General features: G+C 33.8%; 27 protein-coding genes and 1 other annotated feature. Of the genes, 12 read left to right on the top strand and 15 right to left on the bottom strand.

The genetic code is table 11. The features are described 5' to 3' along the window. Window positions 1-60 precede the first annotated feature (60 nt). Both mmuP and mmuM read left to right on the top strand, forming a co-directional pair. A complete protein-coding gene (gene mmuP / locus H3T83_RS02770; RefSeq protein WP_198215036.1) occupies window positions 61-1,452 on the top strand; it encodes an S-methylmethionine permease in 1,392 nt (463 codons plus the stop codon). Then, window positions 1,452-2,396 carry a homocysteine S-methyltransferase gene (gene mmuM / locus H3T83_RS02765; protein WP_086357251.1) on the top strand — a complete coding sequence of 315 codons (945 nt, stop codon included), beginning with the start codon at window positions 1,452-1,454 and terminating at the stop codon, window positions 2,394-2,396. Before mmuP ends, mmuM begins: the two co-directional genes overlap by 1 nt. A gap of 269 nt (window positions 2,397-2,665) precedes the next feature. Here mmuM and hxlB read toward each other — a convergent pair whose 3' ends face one another. The 9 genes from hxlB to H3T83_RS02720 form a co-directional block, all read right to left on the bottom strand. Then, on the bottom strand, window positions 2,666-3,202 hold the full coding sequence (hxlB, locus tag H3T83_RS02760; RefSeq protein ID WP_086360713.1) for a 6-phospho-3-hexuloisomerase: 537 nt from the start codon (window positions 3,200-3,202) through the stop codon (window positions 2,666-2,668). A 10-nt stretch (window positions 3,203-3,212) separates the two neighbouring features. Next, entirely contained in the window at window positions 3,213-3,863 is a 651-nt protein-coding gene (gene rpe / locus H3T83_RS02755; RefSeq protein WP_065651067.1) for a ribulose-phosphate 3-epimerase, read from the bottom strand. Window positions 3,864-3,878: 15 nt separating this feature from the next. Next, on the bottom strand, window positions 3,879-4,394 hold the full coding sequence (locus H3T83_RS02750; RefSeq protein WP_065651066.1) for a YjbQ family protein: 516 nt from the start codon (window positions 4,392-4,394) through the stop codon (window positions 3,879-3,881). 96 nt (window positions 4,395-4,490) lie between these two features. Next, a complete protein-coding gene (locus tag H3T83_RS02745; RefSeq protein WP_034901958.1) occupies window positions 4,491-4,775 on the bottom strand; it encodes a PTS sugar transporter subunit IIB in 285 nt (94 codons plus the stop codon). Between the two features lie 14 nt (window positions 4,776-4,789). Then, a complete protein-coding gene (locus tag H3T83_RS02740) occupies window positions 4,790-6,127 on the bottom strand; it encodes a PTS galactitol transporter subunit IIC (protein ID WP_034883654.1) in 1,338 nt (445 codons plus the stop codon). A gap of 29 nt (window positions 6,128-6,156) precedes the next feature. Next, window positions 6,157-6,612 carry a PTS sugar transporter subunit IIA gene (locus H3T83_RS02735; RefSeq protein WP_065578683.1) on the bottom strand — a complete coding sequence of 152 codons (456 nt, stop codon included), beginning with the start codon at window positions 6,610-6,612 and terminating at the stop codon, window positions 6,157-6,159. After that, window positions 6,602-8,578: a transcription antiterminator gene (locus H3T83_RS02730; protein ID WP_198215035.1), complete on the bottom strand. Its 1,977-nt coding sequence runs from the start codon at window positions 8,576-8,578 to the stop codon at window positions 6,602-6,604. The genes H3T83_RS02735 and H3T83_RS02730 overlap by 11 nt, the downstream gene beginning before the upstream one ends. A gap of 317 nt (window positions 8,579-8,895) precedes the next feature. Then, window positions 8,896-9,111: a YbhB/YbcL family Raf kinase inhibitor-like protein gene (locus H3T83_RS02725; protein ID WP_198215034.1), complete on the bottom strand. Its 216-nt coding sequence runs from the start codon at window positions 9,109-9,111 to the stop codon at window positions 8,896-8,898. 152 nt (window positions 9,112-9,263) lie between these two features. After that, window positions 9,264-9,872: a riboflavin synthase gene (locus H3T83_RS02720; protein WP_065613026.1), complete on the bottom strand. Its 609-nt coding sequence runs from the start codon at window positions 9,870-9,872 to the stop codon at window positions 9,264-9,266. A gap of 194 nt (window positions 9,873-10,066) precedes the next feature. Between H3T83_RS02720 and crcB the strand changes: the two genes are divergently transcribed. Then, window positions 10,067-10,444, top strand: coding sequence for a fluoride efflux transporter CrcB (crcB, locus tag H3T83_RS02715; protein WP_198215033.1), 378 nt, complete (start codon window positions 10,067-10,069; stop codon window positions 10,442-10,444). 106 nt (window positions 10,445-10,550) lie between these two features. Next, the gene (locus H3T83_RS02710; RefSeq protein ID WP_198215032.1) at window positions 10,551-10,949 is read left to right on the top strand and encodes a cell division inhibitor SulA; all 399 of its coding nucleotides are present in this window, start codon (window positions 10,551-10,553) and stop codon (window positions 10,947-10,949) included. 273 nt (window positions 10,950-11,222) lie between these two features. On the opposite strand, the gene H3T83_RS02705 is transcribed toward H3T83_RS02710, so the two are convergent. Next, window positions 11,223-11,867 (bottom strand): TetR/AcrR family transcriptional regulator, encoded by a 645-nt coding sequence (locus H3T83_RS02705; RefSeq protein WP_065651061.1) that lies wholly within the window; start codon window positions 11,865-11,867, stop codon window positions 11,223-11,225. Window positions 11,868-12,068: 201 nt separating this feature from the next. Between H3T83_RS02705 and H3T83_RS02700 the strand changes: the two genes are divergently transcribed. The 3 genes from H3T83_RS02700 (at window position 12,069) to H3T83_RS02690 (ending at window position 14,801) form a co-directional block, all read left to right on the top strand. Continuing rightward, a complete protein-coding gene (locus tag H3T83_RS02700; RefSeq protein ID WP_110453368.1) occupies window positions 12,069-13,280 on the top strand; it encodes a Tm-1-like ATP-binding domain-containing protein in 1,212 nt (403 codons plus the stop codon). A 16-nt stretch (window positions 13,281-13,296) separates the two neighbouring features. Then, window positions 13,297-14,130, top strand: coding sequence for a phosphoenolpyruvate hydrolase family protein (locus H3T83_RS02695; protein ID WP_065578675.1), 834 nt, complete (start codon window positions 13,297-13,299; stop codon window positions 14,128-14,130). Window positions 14,131-14,384: 254 nt separating this feature from the next. Beyond that, a complete protein-coding gene (locus H3T83_RS02690) occupies window positions 14,385-14,801 on the top strand; it encodes a DoxX family protein (protein WP_198215031.1) in 417 nt (138 codons plus the stop codon). 68 nt (window positions 14,802-14,869) lie between these two features. On the opposite strand, the gene H3T83_RS02685 is transcribed toward H3T83_RS02690, so the two are convergent. The 5 genes from H3T83_RS02685 to H3T83_RS02665 form a co-directional block, all read right to left on the bottom strand. Beyond that, a complete protein-coding gene (locus H3T83_RS02685) occupies window positions 14,870-15,745 on the bottom strand; it encodes a DUF4261 domain-containing protein (protein WP_198215029.1) in 876 nt (291 codons plus the stop codon). A gap of 267 nt (window positions 15,746-16,012) precedes the next feature. After that, entirely contained in the window at window positions 16,013-16,294 is a 282-nt protein-coding gene (locus H3T83_RS02680; RefSeq protein ID WP_198215027.1) for a hypothetical protein, read from the bottom strand. 48 nt (window positions 16,295-16,342) lie between these two features. Continuing rightward, window positions 16,343-16,948 (bottom strand): alcohol dehydrogenase catalytic domain-containing protein, encoded by a 606-nt coding sequence (locus tag H3T83_RS02675; protein ID WP_198215025.1) that lies wholly within the window; start codon window positions 16,946-16,948, stop codon window positions 16,343-16,345. Between the two features lie 265 nt (window positions 16,949-17,213). Next, window positions 17,214-17,804: a DUF4291 domain-containing protein gene (locus H3T83_RS02670; protein WP_110453365.1), complete on the bottom strand. Its 591-nt coding sequence runs from the start codon at window positions 17,802-17,804 to the stop codon at window positions 17,214-17,216. A gap of 292 nt (window positions 17,805-18,096) precedes the next feature. After that, the gene (locus tag H3T83_RS02665) at window positions 18,097-19,266 is read right to left on the bottom strand and encodes a hypothetical protein (protein ID WP_198215023.1); all 1,170 of its coding nucleotides are present in this window, start codon (window positions 19,264-19,266) and stop codon (window positions 18,097-18,099) included. Between the two features lie 420 nt (window positions 19,267-19,686). After that, window positions 19,687-19,812 (top strand) — a sequence feature (His leader region). A gap of 39 nt (window positions 19,813-19,851) precedes the next feature. Here H3T83_RS02665 and hisG point away from each other — a divergent pair. Genes hisG through hisH form a run of 5 tightly spaced genes read left to right on the top strand, consistent with a single transcriptional unit; the run spans window position 19,852 to window position 24,789 of the window. Continuing rightward, window positions 19,852-20,751, top strand: a complete 900-nt coding sequence (gene hisG, locus H3T83_RS02660; protein ID WP_086357262.1) for an ATP phosphoribosyltransferase — start codon at window positions 19,852-19,854, stop codon at window positions 20,749-20,751. A 4-nt stretch (window positions 20,752-20,755) separates the two neighbouring features. Beyond that, a complete protein-coding gene (gene hisD, locus H3T83_RS02655; RefSeq protein ID WP_198215022.1) occupies window positions 20,756-22,057 on the top strand; it encodes a histidinol dehydrogenase in 1,302 nt (433 codons plus the stop codon). 9 nt (window positions 22,058-22,066) lie between these two features. Continuing rightward, window positions 22,067-23,125 (top strand): histidinol-phosphate transaminase, encoded by a 1,059-nt coding sequence (gene hisC / locus H3T83_RS02650; protein ID WP_232351105.1) that lies wholly within the window; start codon window positions 22,067-22,069, stop codon window positions 23,123-23,125. A gap of 8 nt (window positions 23,126-23,133) precedes the next feature. Next, a complete protein-coding gene (hisB, locus tag H3T83_RS02645; protein ID WP_198215018.1) occupies window positions 23,134-24,201 on the top strand; it encodes a bifunctional histidinol-phosphatase/imidazoleglycerol-phosphate dehydratase HisB in 1,068 nt (355 codons plus the stop codon). Next, window positions 24,202-24,789, top strand: coding sequence for an imidazole glycerol phosphate synthase subunit HisH (gene hisH / locus H3T83_RS02640; RefSeq protein ID WP_198215017.1), 588 nt, complete (start codon window positions 24,202-24,204; stop codon window positions 24,787-24,789). Window positions 24,790-24,794: the final 5 nt, after the last annotated feature.

The following is a 24,794-nucleotide window of genomic DNA, read 5'->3' as shown; positions in this document are numbered from 1 at the left end:
ATTCCGCCTATCATCAGGCGGAATACCATTTAAAACACAATTTAATGAGCCAAAACTTATATGAACAAAAACTCTTCTGCCGTGCCTGAAAATCAATTTAAACGATCAATGAAGACTCGCCACTTAATCATGTTATCACTAGGTGGTGTTATAGGAACTGGATTATTTTTTAATACTGGTTATATCATTGCTACTGCTGGTGCTATCGGTGCAATTATTGCTTATTTAATTGGTGCAATTGTTGTCTATTTAGTTATGCTTTGCTTGGGTGAGCTGGCTGTCGCGATGCCTGAAACGGGCGCATTTCATACTTATGCATCAAAATTTATTAGTCCTGCAACGGGCTATACGGTTGCTTGGCTCTATTGGTTAACCTGGACTGTAGCATTAGGATCAAGTTTTACTGCGGCCGGTTTATGTATGCAATACTGGTTACCTCAAGTATCAGTTTGGATTTGGTGCTTAGTTTTTTGTGTAGTCATTTTCTTGTTAAATATTATTACCGCACAATTTTTTGCTGAAAGTGAATTTTGGTTTTCCATTATTAAAGTGATTACCATTATTGTATTTATCATCGCTGGTAGTGCGGCTATCTTTGGTTTTATTCCAATGAAAAATAACTTACCTGCGCCATTTTTGCATAATATTACTGAACATGGCTGGTTTCCTAATGGTATTATTCCGATTGTTATGACCATGGTATCAGTGAACTTCGCATTTTCAGGAACAGAACTTATCGGTATAGCCGCTGGCGAAACCCATCAACCAGAAAGAACCATTCCCTTAGCGATTAAAACCACTATTCTACGATTGATTATCTTTTTTGTTGGTACCATTTTTGTGTTAGCTGCCCTGCTACCAATGGAACAAGCAGGAGTTATTAAAAGTCCATTTGTCGAAGTATTTGAAAGTATCGGTATACCTTATGCTGCTGACATTATGAATTTTGTTATCTTAACTGCCATTTTATCCGCAGCTAACTCTGGATTATATGCTTCTGGTCGTATGTTGTGGTCGCTATCTAATCAGGGTACATTACCAAAATGCTTTGGTAAATTAAATCCAAAAGGTATCCCAACTACTGCTATTGCGGTTAGTATGATTGGTGGTTTATTAGCACTGTTTTCCAGCGTTATTGCACCAGATACTGTGTTTGTAGGCTTAACGGCAATTTCAGGATTTGCCGTCGTTGCTGTTTGGTTAAGTATTTGTGCCTCACATTACTTTTTTAGAAAACAATTATCTACCTCTGAAATACAATCTCTAAAATATAAAGCACCTCTTTATCCATTAGTGCCTATTTTAGGGTTTATATTATGTTTAATTGCTTGTATTGGACTGGCTTTCGATCCTGAACAACGGATTGCTCTTTATTGTGGTATTCCATTTGTAGTGGTTTGCTATATCGCCTATCATATTACCCGAGCTTATCAACAACGAGAAAATCGATAATGTCAAAAGAAAATCCTATATCGCAGTTATTAAACCAAAATAACTACGTAATTATTGACGGTGCTTTAGCAAGTGAGCTACAGCGCCGTGGTTGTGATCTTAATGATAGCTTATGGTCAGCTAAAGTATTAATTGAACAACCCGATCTTATTAGACAAGTTCATTTTGATTATTTTAACGCAGGGGCAGATTGTGCTATTACCGCTAGTTATCAAGCGACACCATTAGGTTTTGCCCAAAAAGGGATATCACTTGCCGAATCAATAAATTTGATTAAACAAAGTGTAACATTAGCTCAACAAGCCAAACAACAATATCTAGATCAAATTAAGTCAGATAAGTTATTAGTTATCGCTGGTTCGGTAGGGCCCTATGGAGCCTATTTGGCAGACGGTTCAGAATATACTGGCAATTATCAACTCAGTGAAAATGAATTTATCGATTTTCATCAGGCCAGAATGCAAGCACTCATTGAGGCAAAAGTTGATATTTTAGCTTGTGAAACCCTACCCAACTTTGTTGAAATAACAGCGTTAGCTAAATTGCTACAACATTATCCCACAATGACAGCATGGTTTTCGTTAACGTTAAAAGATGCAAATCACCTTAGTGATGGAACTCCACTTGTCGAAGTGATTGATTATCTAAATCAGATTGATCAGGTAGTTAGTATCGGTATTAATTGCATTGCTTTAGAAAAGGTCTCTCTGGCATTAACCAAATTACAAGCACTAACAGCGAAACCCTTAATTGTTTATCCTAATTCGGGCGAGCAATATGATCCAACCACTAAACAATGGCACAAAGATCATCAACATAATTGTACCTTTGATAATCAATTGCCAGTTTGGATCAAGTTAGGAGCAAAATTGATTGGTGGCTGCTGTCAAACAACTCCAAATGATATTGCACAAATTGCTCACTATTTAAAAGCAGCTAATTAAGTATAATCGATAGTTTACATTTATAGCTTTAGACCAATAAATCAGCACCGCTAATTAAATCGATAAGATTAATTAACGGTGTTTTTTATATAATTATGAGTTTTATAACCTAAAAAACCCCTCTCCTCAATTTTTTTGCTTCAAAAAAGTGCTTTCCTCAAAATTTTTTCAGCCACATTTAATAACATAGTATTCATCGGTCCCATCGAGCATCGGAATTACTATAATAAGTAGAATTTTATCTCAACTTTGTTAGTTTAGTTTGTACTCTATTCAATATTAGCATGGCGATTTTTCATTAATTCTGGTGTCTGTTGCAATTCTGTCATTAGACTGTAAACAATGCTGTCATAAGTGAGTAATGATAGTTGTTCAAACGTACTGCCCATGGGTTGATTTAGTTCAAGCACTTTTATTGGAATCGCCACAATATTATCCGCTAACTTAGCTAAGCTAGAGTTACCATTGGTAGTAAATAATATTATTTTAACGCCAAGTGCTTTTGCTTGATTAGCATAAGCAATTAAGCTTTTGGTTTCACCGGAACTCGATCCTAAAATTAATAAATCACCGACATTTGCTTTTGGTTTACTAATTTCAGTTATCAAACTAACATTCAAGCCCAAATGCATTAATCGATTAGCAAATGCCCCAATCATTAATCCAGAGCGGCCTGTCCCAGCAAGAAAGATGTGTTTTGCTGCAATAATGGCATTTTTAAATTGGCTAAGTTGTTCCTCATTGATGGAGCTTACTTGTGCTGATATTTCAGTTAATATTTTTGATAATACATCTTTAGTATCCATTATTATTTCCCTATTTGATTGCCGCTTTTAATCTTTCTATATTGCTTTCGAGCGGATTATTGTTAAAGATAAATCCACCCGATACGATACTGTTTGCGCCAGCCGCAACACATGACGATATGTTTTGATCGTTAATATTGCCATCAACCTGAATATCGTAATGGTAATTACCGATTTGCTTTAAACTTTTTAATTGTTCTATTTTTTGTAAGGTAAAAGGTAAAAAACTTTCATTTTTTTGGCCTGGATTGACGGTCATAACTAAAACCTGATCGACCTGAGGTAATAAGAGCTTCAGATTTTCAACTGGTGTACAAGGGTTTATGGCTATACCGACTTTAATATTACTATTTTTGATTTTATTAATAATATATGAATGATGCGCTGTCGCTTCATAATGAAAGGTAATAATATCAGCTTTAGCATCGATAAAATCAACTATAGCTAATTCAGGTCTTTCAACCATTAGATGGCAATCTAAAATAAAATCAGTATGCGCTTTTAGATTTTTAACAAAGCTAGCGTTAAAGCCTAGATTTGGTACATAATGATTATCCATTACATCAATATGTAGTTGGCGAATACCTAAAGTTTGTAGATTTTCTAGAGTTTCTTTGATCTGATAAAGATCAGAATTAAATAGTGATGGAGACAGTATCATAATTATCTCCTTTTATTAACAACCCATCAGCATAAAATTAACATTACGTTTCCTTTCACGTAGTGCATCCCAATCGACAAAATAAATTCGTCCTAACTGCCCTAATAACGGTTGACCATCTTTAATAATTAATACAATTGAAAAATGACCAAACAGTGATGATTTGATATGAGCATCGGTATTTAACATAACCCATTTTTCAGCTGGATAATTAGGATCACTAAGACTTAAACCAAATTCAACATGCTTTGGACCTGGTGAGTTATATTGATTTTCGCAGGTCATCCGTGGAGCAATTTTTTCTAATGTATTGTTGATATCCACTTGCAGAAATTCATCACCAAAAAAATTGGTATCATGCATGCATTCTTCAAAAAAAAGTGAACATGTTGTATGGCTAGTAGCTATAGTTAATTGACCATTTTGGATATTGGATTGCTTTACAAACTGTTTTAATTGCTCGGTTATATCGTGGTATGAATGTCTACCTGCAACTGTGTTAATTTCAATGGCATGATGAATAATATTCATAATAGTTCATTCCTTGTTATAGCCCCATCTACTTTGTAGTTAAACTTCACAAAATAAATGAGGCGATCATTATCAATACTTAAAATTGAATTTAAATTAAATAGCTAAACGCTTTTTCAATTCAGCAAAAAATTCATTTAATCCAACACCAGTAAGTAGTGGTAATCCATTAATTACTTTCGCTTTAATTGAATCAGGTACAATCGTTGTGCTTACAACTACATCATAAGAGTCAATCTTATTAAGTTCATCAGCAATCTTAGATTGATAGATTTTTACCTGATCTGTTAATTTTTCATCACTAAGCCATTTATTCACTTTGCTTACTGCGATAGTTGAAGTTGCATGCCCTGCACCACACATGATAAGTAAATTCTTCATATGATTATTTCCTTTTAATACATTTCAATTTTTTTGATTTTGTTGATATAGATAAGTAAGCAAAGAATAACTAGCGCTAAACCAATTAAACCAATAAAACCAAGATGGGTTAACAATAGTACGAATAAGGTTACTGGCCATAATCCACATAAAATCACAGTAACAATACCAGCAGTCCCTACATCGTAATTAGCCAAATGGAATACATCAGTAATAACTGGAGCAAGCCATGTTGCCATATATAAGCAGACGACCAAATAGATGGTGCCACCTAAAATTGAACGAATAATATTACCTTTGAAAAACGGTACCATTAAACAGATGCCAAAGGCATAGAAAGCTAAATCACCGAAAGGTAGCACTTTATTACCCGGTAAAATTAAGGCTAATAATAATGAAACTGGCACCATAATTAACGCAGTTGCCATTACCGCAGGATGACCAACAGTTAACGCAGCATCCATACCGATGTTAACTTGTTTGCCATTGAGTTTTTTACTGGTAAATTCACGAGCAGCATCAGCAACAGGAAGTAAGCCTTCCATAAACATAGCGACCATTTTCGGCATAATTTTCATGATTGCCGCAGTTGAAATCGCTAATTTACCAATTTGTGGAACATCGTAATTAGCTAAGATACCAACAACAATACCGATGATTAAACCAATTACCACTGTATCACCGAAAATCCCAAATCGTTTGGTTAATGTTTCTGAATCAGCATTTAATTTGTTTAGTCCTGGAATACGGTCAAATATCCAATTTAATGGGATTGCAACAATTGCCCCTGATAACGCCATAAGGTGAGTAACGGCAATACCCGGATATCCAAAGAATGAACTAATTGGTTTTTGTAAAAGATCAGCCAAAAACCATTGCAACATTACAGCAGTGATACAACCAATAATACCAACCCAATATTCACCGGTTACTGAATAAGCCACCAAGCCGAGGAAAATTGCAAACCAGAAGTTCCAAATATCAACATTTAACGTTCTAGTCCAACCGAGTGAAATAAATAAAAAGTTAATAATTAATGAAGCTGGAATGAGTAACAATCCCAATGTGGTTGAGAAAGCTAACGGACCACCTACTCCACAACCAATATCCATGATGCTTAATGACGTTCCATATTGCTCACCCATTTTTTGAATCGCAACACCTAATGTATCTGATAATAAACCAATAACTAAACCAAGACCGACAATACCAATACCGACGGTAATACCAGACATTATCGCTTTGGAAAAGCTAACTCTGAAAAACAAGGCGATAATAAAAATGATGATAGGTAAAAAAACGACCCCACCTAAATTTATTAGCCATTGAAAAATATTAATGACACTATCCATTTGTAACTCCTTAATAAAAATAATCCATCCTATTTAACACCAGCGCTATTTAAAATAGAGATAAATTCGTTAGTTGATTGACATTGTTCTAGTAATTTTATTTGTTCCTCATTTTGAAATAAGCCGATTAAATTTTGTAAATTCTCAACTTGTTCATGTGCTTGCTTCATTGCTAACATGAAAATAAATTTGACTGGTATTTGCTCTTTATCATCGGTCATACCAGAAAAAATCACTGGATTTTTTAGTGATGCAAAACAAATTTGTGATTGATTCACTTTTGAGGAATCGGTGTGGGGAATTGCAAAACCAATCGAATTAACTAATAAACCTGTAGGGTATTGCTGTTCTCTTTCTAAAATACCTGTTAAATAATCTTGTTTAACAATGCCATGTGACAATAACATTTGTGCCATTGTGGTTAAGATCTCTTCTTTGGTTTTTGCCTCAATGTTAAATAGGCATAAATGTTGATCAAAGTACATTCTTGATTCCTCTTTGATTATCCAAAAATTGTTTAAGTTGTTTAAAATTTGTGAGATTTTTTAAGGATGAAATTGCTTGTTTATTTGAAACAATTTCATAAATTTCGGTAAAAACGTCATTAATGCTATTGATATTGTCTTCGGAAAGACTAACCATAATAATAATACTGACATCAATCATGCCCCATTTTATTGGTCGTTTGAGGGTCATAATTGAGATACTCGATTTAATAACAAACATTGGCGAACCATGCGGTAAAGCAATACCGTTTTCGATTGAAGTGTCGCCGATTTCTTCTCGATATAAAACTGAGTCACGATAGTTTTTAGTCACTAAGCCTTTATCTTCTAACTTACTTATCAGCAAATTAAGACAGTCACTTTTATGTTGAATATCAACATTTAATTCAATTAAATCCGCATTGACAAATTTGGCGGTAGATGGGTAATAATTACCTTTGTCTGAAAAATCGGATTGTTTATTCAAGACATAGTTAGCGTAAGCTTGAATAATATTTTGATAGTCTTGTTTGTTCAACAAAGATGATATTTTGACCATCGGTTTATTAATATTTTTGATATCAAGAGTGGTGATGATCAAGTCGACATTACTAAGCTTAGTCGAATTCAGTTTAGCCACAGAATACACTTCAATATTATCTTTAGATGGCAAAAATTTGCGGACTTTATTTAAGATTAAATTTGATGATGAACATCCATATTGACAAATAATAACAATGTTATTGGCATCAGCGGCTTTATCTAAGGCTATTTGGAAATGAATCAATAAAAATGAAATTTCATGATCATTTAAATGAATATCAAATTTACGTTCTAAGTCTGAAAGTGCATACCATAACACACTAAATAATTTCGAATATTCCTGTTTTATTTCATCTAATATTGGATTAATAATACGAATTTGCTTTTGTAACCGAGTAATCATCGGTGGAAAATGCGACAATAATGAGTGAAATAATTTGCCATCACCAGAGAGATCGACACTTTCAATATCGCCTATTTTTTTGATGATCCTACGAATAATTTGCTCATAAAAACTATCATCAACAATGACATTTTCATCAATAATGCGATGAGCAAAAAACAATTTGCTTAGGTATTTAATATCATTGGTCGAAAACGTCACAGTAAAAGTTAACTCTAACGTTTTAGCCAGTTCCGAGGCAATCAAATAAGATTGCATATATCGGATATGATTAAATAAGAAATCACTCTCTTCAGGAATTGAATAACCTAAACACAATCTTTTTAGCTGAATGGTGATGGATATCAGTAATGAAGATAAATAATGTTCCGAAGATTGTACGACTACCGATTCAAAACGTTCAAATAATAACTGAGTTATCTGTTCAAAAGAGTCATCGCCAATAAATGATTTCATCAATTGATTGAGATAATAATCATCTTGTTTATGAATATACAAAGATAAGAAATGTTTAATCGCTCGTTGAATTTGATTTTCATTACCGTCAACATAAATTCCTTTATGAGTGACATTTAATAGAATATTTTCTTGCTCAAGAGCCCGATTAATAAATTCAATATCTTTGTGTAACGATGTTTTACTGACTAAATAATCATCCGATAATTGTTCCAGTGATACTGATTCACTTTTAAGTAAACAGCGTTTGACGATATCTAATCGACGGTATTCAGGACTTAAGCGTCGTGATTTTTGATTAAAATAGCTATGACTATTTTTTTGTTCTAAATAGCTAATAATCGGCTCAATATCGGTTTTTTCACCTACTAGCATTAGCCCTTTACGGGGAGACTTTTCGATTCGAATATCCGTATTCGGTACCGTTATTAACTGTTCATTTAGTTTTTCAATATCGTAATATACCGTTTTAGTTGAAATAGATAATTTTGAACTAAAAAAAGCAGCCGGTTTAAATTCCGATTGGCTAAAAAGTAGTTTAAGTAATTTGATTTGTCTTTCCATTACTCAACTCCTTTTTCTAATTGTTGTTGCAATACATTCATAACTTGATGATTTAAAGTATAGTTAGTTAAATAAATAAGACGATTACATTTTTTTCCAGATTAATCTGGAATAGAATGTGATCTTAATCAATGTAAAATGATGGGATTGACTGAATATCAAGCTTAAGATGGGGTATTTGTTGTAATAATGTAGATAATCAATAATAGGTAGATATTGAAATAGAAACTTATGCAGAACGTAACATCTTAGGCTAAATACCAAAACGTTTTTTGAAATAATGGGTATAACCAAGCTGATTGGGCGATATGTTGGCTTTACAGAGGAATATTTATCACCTGCCAATGCCACCAACCGCATCCCGTCGGTGCATCAGGATCATACATGGTCAATACTAAACTTTTAGCATTAGTTGGAACATTCAGCCATTCAATTTGCGGTGAGATGTTATCGCCAATACAACCAAATTGATTGGCAATAAATTTACTAGTAAATCTATCTTTAGCTAATTTTGGAATGATTAATTTAAACAATTAAAAGGTACAAACATCACCAAGCTTAATAATAATGGTTTAAAGTTTTTTGCTATAAACATATTGTTTCCTTTTTTATTAACATATGAATGTTTAACAATAAACCATTATTAACTAACAATCAGCCAATTTAGGTACAAATTAGCTTAACTTTATTTTTTCGTTGCTAATACCCTTTCAACTGTATCAACAATAGCTTGAGTTTGTGAGTCAATTTCAATATTTACTTCATCACCAATCTTTTTACTATCTAGAGTGGTAATCGCTAATGTTTCAGGAATTAGATGGATATTAAATTGATTATCTTTTACTTCTCCTACCGTTAAACTTGCACCATCTATACCAATAAAACCTTTGAATAAAACATATTTTATAAATCTTTCTGGTATAGCTAACGTCATTTGACAATTAGTTGCTGTTTTTTGGATGTCAATAATGGTGGCTCGACAAGATACATGCCCTGACATTACATGGCCACCAATTTCATCACCGTATTTTGCACTACGCTCAATATTAACCAAATCATTTAACTTTTTACTGCCGAGAGTTGTTAAGGCTAACGTTTCTTGCATAATATCAAAAGTAACCCAATCATCTTGAAAATCGGTCACGGTTAAACAACATCCATCGTTAGCAATGGATGCACCGATTTCGATATGTTGTGTTAATTTTGCTGGTAATTTTACCTTATAAGTACGTAATTTATCTTGATCGATGATATCAATAATTTGACCAACACCTTGAACGATTCCAGTAAACATTATTATAACCTTTATTATTCATCATGATTATCAGCTATTTTAGCGCAAACGATAAAAAAATAATAATGATTACAATCAAATGATTTTGGTTAACCTGCCTGATAAATGAAATAATTTACTCTGTAAAAAGATACCCATTTTATTAGTCTACTGATATGATCATGGTTAATTAATGATTTAAAGGTTTTCCATTTATGTTAAAACTTATTTTAGCTATTTCGGTCGGTTCAGTTGCTGGAGGCTTATTGCGCTGGTTTTTATCGTTAAAGTTAAATGTGATTGCTTTTACTATTCCGTTAGGAACCTTAGTTTCTAATTTAATTGCTGGTTATATTATCGGTTTTGCCATTGCCTTTTTTAATCACACGCCCCTATCCCCTGAATGGCGATTGTTAATAATTACTGGTTTTTGTGGTGGATTATCGACTTTTTCCACTTTTTCAGCTGAGATTGTTAATTTTCTTCAGGAAGGACGTTTTGGTTGGGGATTAACTACCATCGCGATTCATGTCGCAGGTTCAGTATTGATGACCTTTTTAGGTGTTTTAACCTATCAATATTTTCGCTCATGAAGATATATTACGCCATAATAATCTAAAAAATGAGCATAAATAGTATTTACAACCGTAAAATACTGTATTAATATACACTGTATAAGTAAACAGTATAGAGGTTATTATGCTTATTGAACATTCATCACCACAACTTATGGCTATAAATTTTGAAACACCTTTTCAACAAGTGTTGCAACAGCAGAGACCTTTATTACGTTCATTCAATAAAGAAAAAAAATGGCAATTATGGCTATCAGATCGTCCAATGTTAAAACGTTCATGGCTAAATATTGCCGGGCTTGATAAACAAAAAGTCGTACATTTGGCTAACTTAACTAATAATAATTTAGTCTCGACTATAGAAAAGGCATTACAAAGTAAAACCTGTAGTTATGTGGTTGCTTGTATTAACGATCTTAATGAGCAGGACAAACAACGTTTACAACAGGCCGTATTAACAAGCGATACATGTTTATTCTTAGTTCACGATGAACAAAGTCACCCAGCTATTCAATACCATTAATTTGAAAATTAACCTTTCAAATAAAAATAGTGTTTGGCATACCATTTAATTATTTTTTATTAACAGCCGTTGTTATAAAAAGACACTATCTAATGTGGTAGTGTCTTTTTTATTTATACTACTATCGTTAATGTTAAATCACCAAATAAGCTAAATTGTTTACTCTAGCAAAATATAAGTGAACTTTTATAAAAGTTGTTGAATCAAGTTAAACTGCTAGTTGGAATTGTAAGTTAAATGAGTGAAAAAAATTGTTAACCGAACTCAGAGCAATCAAGATTCGGTCATCGATTCATCTAGCGCTTCTTGTTTAGCTTGATTGATGATAGCTTTAACAATCCATTGTGAAAGATCTATCACTTGCTCACTCTCAAAGTTCCAAATATCTTTTAACACCATGAATATTTCAGAACCATATATGATTGAAATTGAGTAGATAACTTTATCAAAAAGCTCATCAGAAAATTGAGCTCTGAGTGGCTGCAATAAATTGGTAAGAATTTCCTTACGATTACCTCGCACAAGTTTTTTAGTCTTTTCCGTTATTTGTGACCGTTCATCTGCCCATTGTTTTAAAGAAAGGCTTAAAGCTGCACGTAATGTTCCTTCATGTTTTAACATTTGCGGCAAAGCAAAAGCTAAAAAATCATTTATCTGATCTTCGACATTTTCTCTATCTGATTGCCATAAGAATATTGGACTAAGTGATTGTTCAACAGCCGCTGATATTAAATCGGTTTTAGTCGGGAAATAGCGATAAGCAGTAGCTCTAGAAATACCTGTTCTATCTGATAATTCAGTAATGGATATATCTTTACCCTGCTCTAAAGCCTCAATCGCAGTTTCGATAAGACGATCGTAAGTTCTTTTTTTGGCCCCAGAATATTTCTTAGAATTCATTAAGCTATTTATATTCATATTTTTATTTATCGCCAGCTAGTAAACTTTTGTAAATTATACAACTTTTTTTAACATAACTATAATATTTAAAAAATTTTCAAAAAAATTTAAAAAAAATGAGACTAATGTCTCATTTTTAGCTTATAATTATCAAAGTAGTAATCGCTGATAGTTGAGTAAGAAGTATCGAGTTCTATTTTATCTGTTAAGGAGAAATAAATGGCATCGCATAATATGGTTTACTTAGTCGCGACACTAGACACAAAAGGAGAAGAGATTGTTTACGTCAAACATTTACTTAGTAAAAGAAATGTTGCAAGTAAAATAGTTGATATCTCCACTAAGCAACCGCATTCTTTTAATCACATTGCTGATATTAGCGCCAGTACTGTTGCTAAATATCATCCCGAGGGTGAAAAAGCGGTTTTTGTCACCGATAGAGGAAAGGCTATCGTTGCAATGGCTAATGCATTTAAACAATTTTTAATAGCGCAAAATGATGTTGACGCTATCCTCGGTTTAGGTGGCTCGGGTGGTACCGCATTAATCACTCCAGCTATGCAAGCACTGCCTATTGGCGTACCAAAGTTGATGGTTTCAACCATGGCCTCAGGTGATATATCTGGGTATATCGGTGCAAGTGATATTGCGATGCTCTATTCCGTTACAGATATTGCTGGCGTAAATGTTATATCAAGAAAAGTACTCGCCAATGCAGCTAATGCTATTGCAGGTTCAGTGTTATTTAAAACGCAAGAACAAGTCGAAGATAAACCAGCAATTGGATTAACCATGTTCGGTGTTACTACTCCGTGTGTTCAATCGCTTTCAGCAAAATTAAATGATAAATATGATTGTTTAGTTTTTCATGCAACGGGTAGTGGCGGTAAAGCAATGGAAAAATTAGCTGATAGCCATCTCTTAAAAGGTGTACTTGATATTACAACAACGGAAGTTTGTGATCATCTATTTGATGGAGTACTTGCTTGTGATGATGACCGATTTGAAGCCATCGCAAGAAGCGAAGTCCCATATATTGGATCTTGCGGCGCCCTTGATATGGTTAATTTCGGTAGTCCAGATACTATTCCAGAAAAATATCGAGATCGTCTGTTTTATCCTCATAATCCACAAGTTACTTTAATGCGAACCACCCCTGAAGAGAATAAAATCATGGCAAATTGGATCGCTACAAAACTAAATAAATGTCAAGGCGAAGTAGTTTTTATTATTCCTGAAAGTGGTTTTTCTGCCCTTGATATTGAAAATGGGGATTTTTGGTCACCGCAAGCGGATCAAGCTTTCATAGATGAGTTTGAAAAAGTCTTTATTCAAACTGAAAAACGACGGTTAATAAAAACCTCGCATCATATTAATTCACCAGAATTTTGTAATTTAGTTATTAACGAATTTAAAAATATAATTAAATAAAGTAATGGAGAAAATTATGAGTAGTAAACGTGCTCAATTATTAAAAAAATTCCATGATATGATTGCTAAAGGTCAACCAATCATCGGTGGAGGAGCTGGTACAGGATTATCGGCAAAATGTGAAGAAGCTGGTGGTATTGATCTGATTGTAATTTACAATTCTGGTCGCTATCGTATGGCGGGTCGTGGATCACTAGCAGGCTTATTAGCTTATGGTAATGCCAATGAAATTGTTATGGATATGGCAAAAGAAGTATTACCGGTTGTAAAACATACCCCTGTGTTAGCTGGTGTTAATGGCACCGACCCCTTCTGCCAATTCGATCAGTTTTTAGATCAAATTAAAGCTACCGGATTTGCTGGCGTACAAAACTTCCCTACTGTTGGTTTAATTGATGGTAATTTTAGAGCTAATCTTGAAGAAACTGGTATGGGCTATGCATTAGAAGTTGAGATGATTCGCAAAGCACATGAAAAAGATCTATTAACTACACCATATGTATTTAGTGAACAAGATGCTATTGACATGACCAAAGCAGGTGCGGATATTTTAGTTCCACATATGGGCTTAACCACTGGTGGTAGCATTGGCGCCCAAACTGCATTGAAACTTGCTGATTGTGTTCCTTTAATCAATCAATGGGCCAAAGCAGCTAAAGCAATTCGTCCAGATATTATCATACTTTGCCATGGTGGACCTATTTCATCCCCTGAAGATGCAGAATATATTTTACAAAATTGTCCTGATTGTAATGGTTTTTATGGCGCAAGTTCAATGGAACGTTTGCCAACAGAAACAGCATTAACTCAGACGACAGAAAGATTTAAAGCTATTCGACACCAACAATAAGTAAGCAATAACGGTGCGACCACTCGTCGCACTGCTATTTTTTCTATTCTCCAACCTAAGCAAATTATACTTATACCATCTTAATTTTCAGTGATAAAAATTGATGATAATTGTCTACTACTTTACTATTGATTGTTAACTGTGAGACAATCGTAACTGCAGTATCCTATGTTTTAAAAAAGTAATAACGTTTGTAAGAAATTTTTATGAGTTTCATTATTGTTATTTTGCTAACTTAATATAGGAAACACAAAATGAGAGAATATCAAACTGATGTAGCTGCATTTGTATTACGAATTGCTTTAGGTATGATGTTTTTGGCCCATGGTTTTACCAAACTACTTGTTCTAACCCCAGAAGGTACGGCAGAGTATTTTCATACTCTTGGCTTTCCTGGTTTTTTTTCTTATATCGTTATCATTTTTGAAATTGGTGGTGGTGCACTATTGTTACTCGGTATTTTAACCCGTGCCATAGCGCTAATTGCTTTCTTTCAATTAGCAATAATAACTATTGTGCATTGGAATAATGGTTGGTCATTTACTAATCCAGGTGGTGGTTGGGAGTATCCAGCTTTTATGTCATTAACTGCTTTTAGTTTGGCATTATTAGGGACTGGCCGATTTAGTGTTTTAGCAGGTAAAAAATATCCACAAATAACTCAACAATAAGATGCTAAATATTTAGGAAAGGTAGCGCCAATTATTTATTACCTTTCCTAAAAATTGCATAGTTAAAATTAATTATTAATTTCAATTACTAAAAGTTCACCCTGATCTTTTAAGAAATATTCATCATCTTGAGGCGCTCGTAATGACATCATACGATTATCACCCATTTCCATCGTATCACCAGGATTCATTGTCGCTTGACTTTGTCGCAAATAATTTAAAATGTTACTAAACATGTCAAAATAATACTCACTTTCCTCATAACTATTGGCTAATGCTGCAAAATTAGGTAAACCAAATTTATTAGCGCCATAAGTGCGCATCCAAATCCCTTTAATATTTTCTATTTCATATTTAACAAAACCACAAAACAATAAAGGCAAACATTCCCCTAAAGTGGATAAACCATCTTTTTCCGAAGCTAGTGAATTAATAAAGTTAACTGGTAATGAAGTATGAGCATCTTCATTAATTACTGCTAACGCATTAAATTGTTCAAAGCATGCTACTAAACGAGTTAAAGCTAAGTACTGCTCTAATACATCTTGTTCATAGCCAACATAATATAATAATAAATGACTATCACTTTCATAAACTTGTTGTTTTATTTCTTGACTATAACTAGCAGGAGTAACACATGCTTCTAATACAGCTTTAGGATAAGGCGCATTGAGACCAACTATTCTAATAACATGTTTACCCCAACTTACTAAAATACACATACCTTCTTCAAGTTGTCCGAACGGTGTTTCATATCGAATATCTTTTATGATCGGATTAATCGATTTAAGTTTTGCTAATAATTCATCGTTATTAATATTAAGCACACCGCTAAAAACAACACTTAAGCTAACGGCATTTTCAATATCAGGATTTGGGACAATCGAATTATCCATCTGTTTTGATTCTGTTTTTTTACCAAAAAAACGAGAAAATATACCCATTTAATATTCCTTATGACAACTATTTTAAATTAAATCCAATTTAGTGCATTTTATAGTAATTGACGCTCTAAAACCTAAGCAATAATATCTACTTGTGTATATTAAGTAAATATTTTATTTATCATTTTTCACCATTGTAAATTTTTTAATTCAATAATTAAAAAATCAATCAAACATCCAGTTCTAAGTGGTAATAATTTGCGACTTAAGTAAATGGCATAAATATTTAAATGCTCTTAATTAATAAAATATTATAATATCTATAATTTAATCGAATGTTAATAATGGTTTATTGTTTCTATAGGGTTGCCGATAAGTTTTTATCGCTTCTTGCCAATCATTAAATTTAAATAAACTTGCTCTATTTAAATCATTTACATCTAATATAGGCCATATATCATCGAACATCTTTAGCCATTGATGTTGACTTATTTGGTTTAAATAGTAACGAATATGAAACCAATGAACTTTAGGTAATCGCTTTTTAGGCTGAAAAAAAGCACCAGAAAGCAGACCATAAGAGACAAATTCACTTGAATCAGGCGCCAAAATTGTTTCCGCAAGCTCACCACCAACAGCATCAAAAACAATATCAGCTTATCTGGCAAAATATTCGATAGTTTGCTTATCATCTTGCTTTATATGTTTGATTGCATATTTATTATAATATTGCGCATGATTATCAGAACGACAGATAACTGTAACAGATAAAGCCGCAAATTTTATTGCCAATTTGCATAGCAATTTTGCACAATCACTACCTGCCGCTGTAACAAGAATATGTTTTCCTTTGGGTAAAAACTGTTTAATCATCAGCCATGCTGCAACAGGGTTAATATATGCTCGTGCTGCAATCTTACTTTCAATATAATCGGGAACGGGAATAGCATACTCAGCTGGTGAATCAACCAAAGATTGCCAAGTACCCTCGCCTCTTAGCGGTAAAACGCGTTTTCCAATCAGATGTTGATAAGATAGTGGAGCTTCTATAACTTTACCTACTCCTTCATAACCAGCAATCTGTGGCAGTATGATACGATGCTGATAAGCGCCAGTAATTGGAATAAGATCGGAAGCATTGATGGGTGCATATAACATTTGAACTCTAACGCAATTTTCTTTTAAGGATGATTTATCTGCATATTCAAGCGTCAATACTTGTTCAGGTAGTCCAAATTTTCTATAAAATAATGCTCGATTCAATTAGCTATATCCATATTCAAGGTCGTTTTTCATTGAAGTTTTTATCATTTAGTCATTCTATTTTGCTCATTTCAAGGACAAATAAATGACTTTTTAAAATTTTACTTATATTTGATGTATATTTCATGAGTTGACTTAATATTCATTATTTACCAACAAACTCCTATATAAGCCAAACTTAAATCATATGATAAGTATTCCTTGCCATTAAAAATGGCATAATTTTAATCTTAAAAAAATCCAACAATTAGAAAACTGATTAGTTTTAATCAGCATTTATTATACGTTTGATTGAATCCGGTAAAGGATAAATTTTTTCAATAGGCAGCATTTCGCTTGCTTTTTCTATTTGATTATTAAGAATAAATTGATGAATTGACTTTACATAGTCAGTAATGTCGTCAATTTGAATAATCCAATCTTCAACATACTTTTTAACCGCTTCATTTTTTAAACCAATTTGTATAGATTTGAAATCCAAATTTTCAAGTCGAATATTTTTTTCTGGATCCCATTGTACACGTACAGGAGTTTTGCTTAATTGTTCTTGCCAAATTGAATGATTGGAGTAAACAGAATTGTTGAAAGTGGATAAACATGCCTGTTTTAAAGCCCATTCAAAACCTTCGCGTTTTAATTTAATAGCTAAAATATGTTCTTGCCCCTCTTTTTGTGCCCATCCTGATCGATACATCATCCAAAGAAAAGAAGGTTTAATCCATGTCATTCTCTCTATTTTAAATGGCGGCACAAATGTTTGAGCTTTTATCGCTGATAAAGCTATCTCTTTTCTGTATGCTTGATAAACTGTTATTGTTTCTTCATCAAATACTGCTCTTATTTCTCTCTCTTTCATGCAATTCCTCGCAAATATTTCCATCACCCTACTTCTTTATGACCTGCAACAGGCAAACGTAGCAAACGGTCGAGATAGATCCCCATAATCTGTATAGAAGCAAAGCTATGAATTGATGCCTAAAATATTCGAACGCTAATATAAGTCTCTTTTTAAAAAGATTTGATTGAATATTTAAGAGTCAATACTCGTTCCAATATACCAAATTTTCTATAATCTATAATCGCGCTCCGTTCAATTTTACTTATTACCATTTTTCATATTAATGATGACTAAAAAGTATAATATTAATTCATTTCACACTTAGACCTTCAATGAAATCTTCAACTATTTGATGAGCTTTTTGCGCACCTTCTAAATTCATATCTATAAAAGTTTGATCATAAACTGGCATATTATTATCGTCATATTCATTTTCGATACTATCTCCAATATTGAATATATAGAAAACGGATACATTCCAATCTTGATTATACTCATAATTATAAGTACACCTTAAAACACTTTTACGGTAGCAATTAATTTCTAAAGCTTCTGTTTGCGGTGGCAACCAATCTACTTGAGGAATGATTAGTGTGTTTTCATGTTTATAAAATCTATGTAATTCTATGCCATTATTGAATTGTTTTGTCTCAAGCCAATCTCCATACCAATCTCCATACCAATCTTCTGAATTTCTATTTCTCTTTATCTCCTTTATATTTTCTAATCTTTTCTGAAATGATTTAAGCCGAATACCACTAACTTCATCTTTATTTTTTTTCACAAATTCGATGTCTAAACTATCCAATTTTAAAAGTTCATTTTTTATATTACTGCAATAAGCGATTATTGCTTTAGATGTTGGATGAATGCATAAATTCCCTGAATTAATTCTAATTTCACTGATTTTGTCAATTTGATAGGCTTGAGTATGGGAAAACTGCTCACAAAAATCTTTTTCAGAATTATTTACAGAAGTAGAATCATGTAATTTTCTAATCCAAAATGGTGAATATTTGGAATTAGGATAAACTCGCAGAATAGTATCTTTAGACAATTCAACTAAACGTCCATTTTCTCTACATTCACTACTGGGTCTACTTTCTACAAATTCTACAACTATAGGAGCTATTAAATAGGCAGGCCAAAAGAAAGTACAAAATAATGGTAATAATACATAACTGAATATTGAAGCAAATTTACGTTTTATACCATAAGATTTTTTTGCTTGTAATTGGCATAGTCGAAGTATTATTGGAAAAACCATACCGGTTAACGTAAATAGAAAAATAATAAGATTGGTATGCATAAAGCAAAATATTAACCAAACAACCATTGGAATTGTAAAAATTGCTTTGATAATCCAATGCATCCGGACAAAAACAAATATTAACGAAAACGTATAAATACCATAAAAAAATGGTAGCATGAAAAACCAAACAAAAATGTAACTATCGATATGATTAGCAGGATGATCCATATAAAATCCAATTTATAAAACTAGCTATAACAAAATTCCTTTCAGTTATGATTATCACGGATAAATATTTATGTCAAAAAATGAGGATTTTTTATTAATCCTCAAAAATTAAGAAAAAGTATTTTAACTTATTAATTTGTTTCAATGAATGATTCAATATCCATTACTGTTGCAAATCGCATCAATGCCGACATAAAGCTATTATGAACATCTGACGATGAAATAATATTACCGTTAAATTCAAGATCACGGAATGAATTAAGACAAAACAGATAATTAAAAAATTTGAATTTTTTATATTTTTTTAATAAATCGACAAAATTAAGTTGCTAGTTAGTCATTTATATTATATTTTGTACAACAGTTAAATTTAAAGGTTTTATTTTTTATGAATTGTTTTTGTGTTTTCGTTACTAAACATCATCATCACCATCATTCCTGAATAGTCTTCGGGCGATTGGTGCTGGAAGACAAAAGGTCTTCCGGTGATATCGCAAAAGCATTTAGAAAACCCTCGGAAGATCAGTCTTCCGAGGGTTTTTTATTTGTGGTTTATAAATTTATTTAAACAAGTTGGAGAAGAATATGTTGGATAATTCACGTTTACGTATAGCAATGCAAAAATCGGGACGTTTAAGCGATGAGTCGAAAAAATTATTGGCTCAATGTGGCATAAAAATCAATTTGCAAGAACAACGCTTAATTGCTTTTGCCGAAAATATGCCAATTGATATTTTACGCGTTCGCGATGATGATATACCCGGACTAGTCATTGATGGCGTTGTTGATATTGGTATTGTCGGTGAGAATGTGTTAGAAGAAGAAGTTCTTGATAGACAAGCCGAAGGTGAAAACCCACAATATAAAACCTTACGTCGCCTTGATTTTGGTGGCTGTCGCTTATCAATTGCTGCTCCTCGTGATTTTGTTTATAGCGGACCAGAATGTTTAAATAATTTACGCATTGCAACCACTTATCCTCACCTACTCCGCCGTTACCTTTCACAATACAATGTCAATTTTAAAACCTGTCTACTTAATGGTTCTGTAGAAGTTGCACCACGAGCAGGTCTAGCCGATGTAATTTGTGATTTAGTATCCAGTGGAGCCACACTTGAAGCTAATGGTCTACAAGAAATTGAAATTATTTATAAATCGAAAGCTTGTTTAATTCAACGTGAAGGTGAAATGTCTGCCACCAAACAGGCGTTAATCGATAAAGTGATGACCCGTATTCAAGGGGTGATTCAAGCTCGTGAATCCAAATACATTATGCTGCACGCGCCAACAGCCGTTTTAGATCAAGTCGTATCACTATTACCAGGAGCAGAAAATCCAACCATTTTACCATTAACTGGCGAACAAAATCGGGTAGCACTACATATGGTGAGTACTGAATCATTATTCTGGGAAACCATGGAAAAACTAAAAGCATTAGGTGCAAGTTCAATCCTTGTACTACCAATTGAAAAAATGATGGAGTAATCAAATGAAACTATCATATTGGCAACAATGTTCTAAAGAAAAACAAGCAGAATTACTAACTCGTCCTGCTATAGCTGCTTCTGATACTATTAGCCAAGCGGTTAAAGATATTTTGACGCAAGTAAAACAAAATGGCGATGAAGCTCTAAAAGAATTAAGTAATAAATTTGATAAAGTACAAATTAAGCAAATCAAATTAACTAAAGATGAGATAAAAACAGCAACTAGCCGTGTTAAACCAGAATTAAAACAGGCAATGCAATTAGCTGTAAGTAACATCGAAAAATTCCACCAAGCACAAGTTAGACAAACTATAACAGTGGAAACGATGCCTGGCATCAAATGTCAGTCAGTCACTAGACCAATTGATTCGGTAGGTCTGTATATACCGGGTGGTTCGGCTCCGTTGCTATCAACCGTATTAATGTTAGCCATTCCAGCTAAAATTGCCGGTTGTCGTAAAGTGATTTTATGTTCACCTCCACCAATTGCTGACGAGATTCTATATGCGGCAGAACTTTGTGGTGTAACAGAAATTTATCAATTGGGTGGCGCACAAGCGATTGCAGCAATGGCATTAGGTACCGCATCAGTACCAAAAGTCGATAAAATATTTGGTCCCGGTAATGCTTATGTTACCGAGGCGAAACGCCAAGTTAGCCAACGATTGGATGGCGCAGCAATAGACATGCCAGCCGGCCCGTCAGAAGTCTTGGTGATTGCTGACAGTTTTGCTAATCCAGCATTTATTGCCGCTGATCTACTTTCTCAAGCTGAACATGGCCCCGATTCACAGGTTGTACTGCTTACACCAGATGAGAAGATCGCCCAAGCAGTTTCAGTCGAAGTTGATAAGCAACTTGCTCAACTTTCACGTCAAGGAATTGCTGAAAAAGCGTTACAAGAGAGCCGACTTATTGTTACTAAAGATTTAGAAGAATGTGTGAATATCAGTAATCGCTATGGACCGGAGCATTTAATTATTCAAACACAAAATGCTGATGAATTAGTTGATAAAATTAATAGTGCTGGCTCGATATTTTTAGGTGACTGGTCACCGGAATCAGCAGGTGACTATGCTTCGGGTACTAATCACGTTTTACCTACTTATGGTTATACCGCTACTTACTCGAGCCTTGGCTTAGCCGATTTTCAAAAACGTATGACAGTACAAAAATTAACTGCTGAAGGGTTAAAAGCAATCGGTAATGCTGTTGAGCTAATGGCTCAAGCTGAGCAACTTACCGCCCACAAAAATGCCGTAACTATTCGTTTAGCTAAACTTAACTCAGATTCTGAAAAATAGGTGAATAAAATGGACATTAATCAATTAGTCAGAAAGAACGTACAAAAATTGACGCCTTATCAATCAGCTAGACGTATAGGTGGTAATGGTGATGTATGGCTAAATGCCAATGAATACCCAGTTGCACCCAATTTCCAGTTAACCGAACAAAACTTAAACCGCTATCCTGAAGCACAACCCGAACAAGTGATTAATCGTTATGCGCAATATGCTGGAGTTACCCCAGAGCAAGTGATTGTCAGTCGAGGGGCCGATGAAGCGATAGAGCTGTTAATGCGGGCTTTTTGTGAGCCAGAAACCGATACTGTGCTTTATTGCCCACCAACTTATGGTATGTATCAAGTCAGTGCCGAAACACTAGGTATAAAAACCAAAACCGTCCCGACTAAATCTAATTGGCAACTTGATTTAGACCGAATTAAACAAAATCTAGACAATGTTAAATTGATCTATGTATGTTCACCTAATAATCCAACAGGTAATTTGATAGACCAAGATGATATCAAAACTTTACTTAAACTAGCTGAAAATCGCGCTTTAGTAATTATTGATGAAGCTTATATTGAGTTTTCTCCAAATTCAACAGTTGTGAGCTGGCTTGCAAATTATCCTCACCTAGTTATTTTACGAACTTTATCGAAGGCTTTTGCGCTAGCAGGATTACGGTGTGGCTTCACTTTAGCAAATAAACCAGTAATAGATGCTTTACAGAAAGTCATCGCACCTTATCCTTTAGCAACACCGGTTGCTGATATAGCAACCCAAGCATTAAGTAAAGATGGTATAAACACCATGAAGTTGCATGTTACCAATCTCAATAAGCAAAAAGAACAATTAGCTAATCAACTTTCAGCTTTAGAAATCGTTGAGAAAGTTTATTCTAGCGAAGCTAATTATCTATGTGTTAAATTCCAAAGCAATAAACCGGTATTTAGCAAATTATGGAATCAAGGCATTATTTTGCGAGATCAAAGCAAATCAATTGGCCAAGATGGTTTTGTGCGAATTTCGATTGGTACACAAGCAGAATGTGAAGCAGTAATAACCGCACTCAAAGCGATAAAATAGGAGCAAGTATGTTACAAAAATATTTATTTATCGATCGTGATGGAACATTGATAGTTGAACCGCCTATCGATTTTCAAGTTGATAGTTTTGCAAAACTTGCATTTGAACCTAATGTGATCCCAGCACTACTAAAACTACAAGCAGCTGGTTACAAATTAGTTATGGTTACCAATCAAGATGGATTAGGAACCAGTAGTTATCCGCAAGCTGATTTTGATGGACCGCATAATTTAATGATGCAAATATTCGAATCACAAGGTGTTAACTTTGAAGATGTACTGATCTGCCCTCATTTTCCTCAAGATAATTGTGAGTGTCGTAAGCCGAAAATCACTTTAGTTCTACCTTATTTAACCAGTGGTAAGTTAGATAAACAAAATAGTTATGTAATCGGTGACAGGGTCACAGATATGCAACTTGCTGAAAATATGCAAATAAACGGATTACAATATAATCCAGAATCACTTAATTGGAATGAAATAGCCCAACGTTTAACCACAGCAGATCGTTATGCTAAAGTTGAACGAAATACCAAAGAAACCAAAATTTTAGTTGAAGTTTGGTTAGATAGACAAGGTGGCAGTCAAATTAATACCGGCATTGGTTTTTTTGATCACATGCTTGACCAAATCGCCACTCATGGCGGTATCAAATTAAACATTCAAGTAGAAGGCGATTTACATATAGATGATCACCACACTATTGAAGATACTGGTCTTGCCTTAGGCGAAGCACTAAAAAAAGCACTTGGCGATAAACGAGGTATCACTCGTTATGCATCAGTTATTCCAATGGATGAGTGTTTAGCAAAATGTGCAATGGATATTTCAGGTCGACCTTACCTCAAGTTTTCGGCGCAATTCAGTGATCCGAAAGTTGGCGATATGAGTACACAAATGGTTGAACATTTTTTCTATTCTCTAAGTTATGCGATGGCAATTACTTTACATATTGAAACAACTGGTGATAATGACCACCATCGTATCGAAAGCTTATTTAAAGCTTTTGCGCGTACACTTAAACAAGCGATTAAAATTGAAAGTGACAGATTACCTAGCTCGAAAGGAGTGTTATAGATGAAAATTGTCATTCTAGATACTGGCTGTGCTAATCTTTCCTCAGTCAAATATGCAATACAGAGATTAGGCTATAATCCAATCATTAGCCTTGATCCTGATACTGTGCTTGAATCTGACAAACTCTTGTTACCTGGAGTGGGATCAGCGTCAGCTGCAATGCAAAAATTAGAAGAACGTAATTTAATTAAGCTTATCAAAGTCTGTACTCAACCAGTATTAGGTATCTGCCTCGGTATGCAACTTTTAGCTGATTATAGTAATGAAGGTCATGTCGATACCTTAGGTATTATTCACGAAAAAGTAGTACAAATTCCTGATTGTGGATTACCACTACCACATATGGGCTGGAATCAAGTCACCCCAAAAGCTGGACATCATCTATTTCGAGATATTCCTGATGGTGCTTACTTTTACTTTGTACATGGATACGCCTTACCATTATGCTCATCAACTATCGCAGAAACCAATTACGGCGAAAGCTTTACCGCTGCCGTGCAAAAAGACAACTTTTACGGTGTGCAATTTCATCCCGAGCGTTCTGGCTCAGCCGGTGCAAAATTGCTCAAGAACTTTTTGGAGATGTAAAAATG

The sequence above is a fragment of the Gilliamella sp. M0320 genome, assembly GCF_016101635.1.
In the GTDB taxonomy this organism is placed as follows: domain Bacteria; phylum Pseudomonadota; class Gammaproteobacteria; order Enterobacterales; family Orbaceae; genus Gilliamella; species Gilliamella apis.
Note: the sequence above shows the minus strand (reverse complement) of the source record. Positions and strands in the feature narration are given on the sequence as shown.